Annotated in this window: 6 protein-coding genes and 2 pseudogenes; 5 read left to right on the top strand and 3 right to left on the bottom strand. The window is 69.1% G+C overall.

The genetic code is table 11. From position 1 onward, the window contains the following. Window positions 1-109 precede the first annotated feature (109 nt). The gene (locus ACRDP3_RS24465; protein ID WP_431519161.1) at window positions 110-1,048 is read left to right on the top strand and encodes a LysR family transcriptional regulator; all 939 of its coding nucleotides are present in this window, start codon (window positions 110-112) and stop codon (window positions 1,046-1,048) included. Window positions 1,049-1,225: 177 nt separating this feature from the next. Here the strand turns inward: ACRDP3_RS24465 and ACRDP3_RS24460 are convergent, their stop codons facing one another. Continuing rightward, window positions 1,226-1,807: a dihydrofolate reductase family protein gene (locus ACRDP3_RS24460; RefSeq protein WP_431519160.1), complete on the bottom strand. Its 582-nt coding sequence runs from the start codon at window positions 1,805-1,807 to the stop codon at window positions 1,226-1,228. 32 nt (window positions 1,808-1,839) lie between these two features. Further along, on the bottom strand, window positions 1,840-2,307 hold the full coding sequence (locus ACRDP3_RS24455) for a pyridoxamine 5'-phosphate oxidase family protein (protein ID WP_431519159.1): 468 nt from the start codon (window positions 2,305-2,307) through the stop codon (window positions 1,840-1,842). Window positions 2,308-2,387: 80 nt separating this feature from the next. Here ACRDP3_RS24455 and ACRDP3_RS24450 point away from each other — a divergent pair, with 80 nt between their 5' ends. The 4 genes and pseudogenes from ACRDP3_RS24450 to ACRDP3_RS24435 all read left to right on the top strand — a co-directional run. Next, entirely contained in the window at window positions 2,388-3,362 is a 975-nt protein-coding gene (locus ACRDP3_RS24450; RefSeq protein WP_431519158.1) for a DUF5937 family protein, read from the top strand. 237 nt (window positions 3,363-3,599) lie between these two features. Then, window positions 3,600-4,499 carry a hypothetical protein gene (locus ACRDP3_RS24445; RefSeq protein WP_431519157.1) on the top strand — a complete coding sequence of 300 codons (900 nt, stop codon included), beginning with the start codon at window positions 3,600-3,602 and terminating at the stop codon, window positions 4,497-4,499. Window positions 4,500-4,687: 188 nt separating this feature from the next. Further along, complete coding sequence (locus ACRDP3_RS24440; RefSeq protein WP_431519156.1) at window positions 4,688-5,008, top strand: maleylpyruvate isomerase N-terminal domain-containing protein; 321 nt, start codon at window positions 4,688-4,690, stop codon at window positions 5,006-5,008. Between the two features lie 15 nt (window positions 5,009-5,023). Continuing rightward, a pseudogene (locus ACRDP3_RS24435) lies at window positions 5,024-5,374 on the top strand (maleylpyruvate isomerase family mycothiol-dependent enzyme); the annotation flags it as partial. A gap of 7 nt (window positions 5,375-5,381) precedes the next feature. On the opposite strand, the pseudogene ACRDP3_RS24430 reads toward ACRDP3_RS24435, so the two are convergent. After that, window positions 5,382-5,486: pseudogene (locus tag ACRDP3_RS24430) on the bottom strand (transposase); the annotation flags it as partial. Window positions 5,487-5,695 lie beyond the last annotated feature (209 nt).

Below are 5,695 nucleotides of genomic sequence, written 5' to 3'. Positions count from 1 at the left end.
GTGCCGGGAAACGATGGTGTTCGTGTTGGTGTTCATGGCATCAGGATGACCCCGGGCGACCGTTGCGGTCTATTGCACATTTTGCGGGTGGTGTGTGCAAAATAATTTCATGATTGACCTGCGCCGGCTTCACATGCTCCGCGTGGTGCGCCAGCAGGGCACGGTCACCGCGGCCGCCGAGGCCCTGCACCTCACCCCGTCGGCGGTCTCCCACCACATGCGCGAGCTCGCGCGCGAGCTCAAGGTCCCGCTCCTGGAGCCGAAGGGCCGCGGCGTCCGGCTGACCCCGGCCGGGCGCCTGCTCATCGAGCACGCCGACGCGCTGCTGGCCCGCTGGGAGGAGACGCAGGCGGAGCTTGAGTCCCACCGGGCGGGCATGACCGGACCGCTGCGCATCGCGGGCTTCACCACCGCGATCAGCGGCCTGATCGCCCCCGCGGCCGGGCGGCTGCGGCACAGCCATCCCGACCTCCTGGTGCAGGTGCGCGAGTGCGACACCGCGGAGAGCATGGACCTGCTGGTGGCGGGCGAGGTGGATCTCGCGGTCGTGGAGCCCATCGAGGGCGGACCGCCGCCGGATGACGCACGGTTCGAGCAGGGCCCCCTGCTGGAGGAGCCGCACATCCTGCTGGTGCCCGCCGACCACCCGCTGGCGCGGGCGGTGTCGGTGAGGCTGGAGGACGCGGCGGCCGAGGACTGGATCGTCGCCGACCCGGGCAAGTGCGACCACGCCCAGCGGGTGCGGGTGCTGTGCGCGGCTGCCGGGTTCTCGCCGCGGATCGTGCACGCCGCCACCCACTGGTCGGCGGTCTGGTCGCTGGTCGGGAACGGGCTGGGCGTCTCGCTGATCCCGCGGCTGGCCGAAGGCCCGGCGGGCCAAGCGGTGGCGCGGGTGCCGGTGTCGAGCGAGAACATGCCGACGCGGCGGATCCTCACCTGCGTGCGCCGGGGCAGCCGGCATAACCCGCTCATCGACCTCGGGATACGAGCACTGGAAGAGGCGGTGCGCGACCACCAGACCATGGCCGACTGGCCCCAAGTCGCCTGACGGCACACCCGCTACGGCGTGCTGATCGCGTCGAGATCGACGTTGGTGTAGAGGCCGGCAGCTCCGGCGGACCGGTCGCGGCCGTTCCCCCTCGCCCGGAACCAAGGACCCCCTACGGCACGATCCACGGCGACACACCCACGGACCGGCAACGGCCGGCCCGGCCGTGCTGAGCGATCAGCGGATCACCCGGAACCGCAGGTGAGTGACGTTGGGTGCTTCGACCACCGTGGTGCGCTGGAGCTGGACCTGGTCGCCCAGATGCTCGAACAACCGGGTGCCGTTACCGAGCAGGACCGGGGCCAAGTGGATTTCGATCTCGTCCATCAGGCCTGCGGCAAGGCACTGTTGAGCGGCGCTGGCACCGTGCACGCCGACCACCTTGCCCCCCGCTGCGGCTTTCGCCTGCTTGACCGCGCTGTGGATGCCATCGGTGACGAAGGTGAATACCGTGGGCGCCCGGACCGACTCCTCTTCCGGGGGTTCGTGGGTCAGCACGAAGCACGGCGCCGGGCCGGCCGGGCCGCCTTCCCCCCACCCTCCCTCGCCCTCGGCCAGGTCGAAGGACCGCCGGCCCATCAAGATCGCTCCCGGACCCTCACGCATCTCGGCCGGCAGCTCGGCGTCGCGCAGATCCGCTTCGTGCAGCCAGTGGTGCAGGACCTCGCCTCCCTCTCCGAGTTGCTGTTCGCGGGTGACATTCGGACCGGTGACGAACCCGTCCAGCGACATCGAGATTCCTGAAATGACCTTGCTCATGATCTCTCCTTCTTCGTCCGTGAGCGCGCGAACTACATCGCGTTCGGGTCGATGAGAACGCGGCTGTCCTTCTCGCCGAGGAGGTAATGCGCCGATGCCCGGGCCCGGTAGAGCCGAAATTCGGCAGGTCCGAGGACACTCGACTTCTGCCAGGGGCTGCCGCCGTCGGCTGCCGACGCCGCGGAGAACGTCGTGATCGCCGCCTCTACCTCGACCTCCGGAACCTGTTCGGCCAACGCCTCGACGTACACCGCCTCGGCCTCGCCGACCGGTACGGTCGAGTCGAAGATGACGATGCCGACGTCTGGCCGGTCGGCGATGTTGCCTGAGTGTCGAGTGCCCGGCCGCGACACCCAGATGAAGTCGGTGTATCCGTCGGGTGCGAACCAGACCGGCGTAGCCCACGGCCGACCGTCCGCGTCGGCGGTCCCCAGAGTCATGTAGCTGTTGGCGTCGATGATCCGTCTGGCCGTCCTGGCAAGGTCGCCGGGTTGTGTCATGGGAGTCCGTCCTCTCCTACGCGCATCGTTGTATGCCCGAAGTCCCGGCTGGGCCTAAAGATTCGGTCTAGGCTGAATCTGTGATTCGCTACCGGTTTGGCCAAGACGACGTGTTGCGGACCCGGTTCGCGATCGCGCCGCTCATGGAGCTGATCGGCGCCTTCTACGTTCTGCGGCGGCCGGAGCGGTACGTCGTGCATCGACGCTGGCTGAAGTGGGCGGCGTCGCGGGTAGGGGATCTCGACCTGACGCTGCTCGACGCCGCGGCCCCGTTCGGCGGTCCGTACTGGCCGGTCTTCGTCAGCCCACCGCCGCGGGAACCGCATGCGACGATCGAGGCCGAGCTGAGCCGGGTGAGGGAGACGCCGCCGGAACGGGTCCTCGCGGAGATCACGCACCGGTACCCGGACCGGCTGCCGGCAGCTGCGCGACCGTTCGCCGGTGATCCGGCGGGGGCGCTCGGCGAGCTGGTGGAGCAGATGCGGGCGCTGTGGGATGCGGTCCTGGGACCGAGGTGGGTCACCATCTCGGCGCTGCTCGAGTCGGAGATCGCCTCGCGGGCCCGGAGCCTGGCGGCCCTCGGATCGCGGGCCGCCTTCGCCGACCTGCATCCGTCCGTGAGCTGGGAGGCCGGCTGTCTGAGTGTCCGTCCGACGTCCAAGTCGGCGACCGATGTGAATCTCGCGGGCCGCGGGCTGCTGCTCATCCCGTCGGCCTTCACCTGGCCGACGGTCTGGCCGCGTATCGATCCACCCTGGGACCCGGCCCTGGTCTATCCGCCGACCGGGATCGGCGACATCTGGGAGCCGGCCGACACGGATCACGGCGCTTTGAAGTCGCTGATCGGCTGCCGCCGAGCCCGAATCCTGCAGGAGCTGGATCGCCCGGCCGCCACCCTCGAACTCGCGGCTCGGATGCGCGTCAGCGCCGGCGGGATCAGCGACCATCTGTCCGTTCTGCGCCGGGCCGGCCTCGTCACGCGCCGCCGCGAGGGCCGCCGGGTCGTCTACGCACGGACGCTGACCGGCGACGCCCTCTGCCGACCGAGTACCTGACCTCGAGACGGTGCTCCACCACGTTCTCGCGAAACGCGCCGCACAACGTCCACCCCCTCACTCGGATACGGCTTCAACTGGCACTACTTCACGCCGGTGCAGATGGTGCTGAACCAACTCAGCCTCCACGTGTCCTGACGGCTTATCCTGTCCAGCTGCCGCAACGGTGATTCCTGTCCTGGCCCAGCCACGTCACAACAACCGACAGCCTGCCTCTGCGCCCTTCCGGGAGTTCACATGCGCATCAGGGCATCGCACCCCCTCAGCCTGCTGGTTGAGGTGACCGTGTCCGCCGTCTTCCTGGGGACCGTTGCCGGTTGCGGCAGCCTGAAGGAGGCCGACGGCGGCACGGAGGTGCTGGCGCACCGTGTCCAGAAGGTCGCCGCAGCATGGGACGGATCAACCGCAGCTGCCACGTGGCGTGCTGGCTACCACCCCATGGGTGACGTGATCGAGCTGCCGCGGGGCGGCCTGCGCAGCAAGGCTGACAAGCAGGCCTACGAAGACCAGAGCTTCGTCCTCCGCGGCGAGTTGCCTGCTACCCGGCCTCAGGAGGGCCGGGTGGCTTGGGCCGAAGGTGAATCGCTCACACGGCCACTGGCGGGGGTGGATGAGTCATACAAAGCCCTGGCTGGCGCCCACGATGAAGGAAGACCACACCTCACCGTGACCAGGGCGAAGCTGGGTGAGATGACCCTGGCCACCAGCCGCGGACCGGCGACAGCTCCAGCCTGGCTCTTCACCCTGGAAGGTTATGCCTCCCCGCTCAAGCGTGCCGCTGCCATCCCATCGAAACTCCCCCCGCCACCGATCAGGCGAGCCCGCGACGTCCCCGGTTATCCACTCCACCGGCTAGTCCAGATTGCCGCAGACGGGCGGTCGGTGACCGTGGTTGCCCTTCATGGTGTCTGCGACGATGGCCCCATGGTCGACGTGCTGGAAACCCGCGGCAGCGTGGTGCTGTCGGCCTCCGTCAAGAGCCGGCAGAACGGCGGCTACTGCACCAAGCAGGGGAAGTTGCAAGAGGTGACGGTGAAGCTGGACCGACCCGTGGGCGACCGCGTTCTGCTCGACGCGCACACAGGCCAACCCATTCCCTACAAGCCGCCGCACGGACCCTCGCCGAGCTGGAGCTGAGCCGCGCACCCTGGCCCTGGCTCGACCCCGCATTGAGCCCGGAGCTTCCCGTGGCGCGGAGCGGGAAGGTGACGGCTTCCGCTGCGGGGCGGTTGTCGGCCTCAGTACCTAGTGCCGCATCAGGCGAAGTTCGCCCCGTTCGCTGGTGTGGCGAGTCCCGCGTAGCTGATGGGCAGTACCTTGGCGGCGTGGATTACCTGGTTGAACTTCGGCGTGAACTGGATGCGTTCGGTGCCGTGCTGGATGGTGATTTGTCGGCTCCGGTCGAGCACTGCGGCGGTTGGCGGTTGGTGGATCTGGCCGTACACATGGGAGCGGGGAACCTGTGGGTCGTCGCGGCGGTGCGGGAGGGGCATGGCGATAGCTATGACGAGGGTGCCGCACCCCGTGACCGGGCTGGTCTCAAGGCCTGGTATGCCAAGACAGCGGACGCGCTCGTGCAGGCCCTGTCGGTTGATCCCTCGACCGAGGCGTGGACGTTCTTCCCGCCGGACACGGTCGGGTTCTGACGTCGGCGCCGCAGCCAGGAGACGCTGATGCACCGGTGGGACGCCGAGCACGCGCTCGGCACGGCGACGCCGATGGATCCGGCGCTCGCCGCCGACGGTGTCGCCGAGGTCTTCGACACCATGGCGCCTCGCATGGTCTCCAAGGGGGCCGCCACCTGTCCCGAGCAGGCCGTGCGGATCATCGCCACCGACTCTGGCCGCTGCTGGACTTACGGGACCGGTGAGCCGATCGCGGAGGTCTCGGGCACTGCCGAGGACCTGCTGCTGATGTTGTGGGGGCGCAAGCCGCGGGATACTGGATCAGTGACCTGGGCTGGGGACCGTGAGGCGGGGTTGGGTGTGCTGGCCGGGCCGCTGGTCCCCTGACTCAGGATCAGGCGACGCTCGCCCCGGCAACAACGGCGCGTAGGCGCCGGTCGTTGGCGTGCTTGTTCCGCCAGATGATGTAGCGGCGGATCATGCTGCCTTGGGCCTTGTGACGGCGCCCGACGGGCCGGGGGTTTGCGCAGGCCGGGCGCTTCAAACGATCGAGGACGCACCGCCGCTGGGCGGTCAGTGGCCGTCGGCTAGGTTCCTGGTCGGATAGACGGCAGGACAGAGGGAGAGGCCATGGCGCAGCAGTTGGGGCCGCTGGAGCTGATCGGGGACCGGTGGGTGATCGGGGACCCGACGCGGAAGGCGGGCCTG

The organism is Streptomyces sp., from assembly GCF_050698815.1.
In the GTDB taxonomy this organism is placed as follows: domain Bacteria; phylum Actinomycetota; class Actinomycetes; order Streptomycetales; family Streptomycetaceae; genus Streptomyces.
Note: the sequence above shows the minus strand (reverse complement) of the source record. Positions and strands in the feature narration are given on the sequence as shown.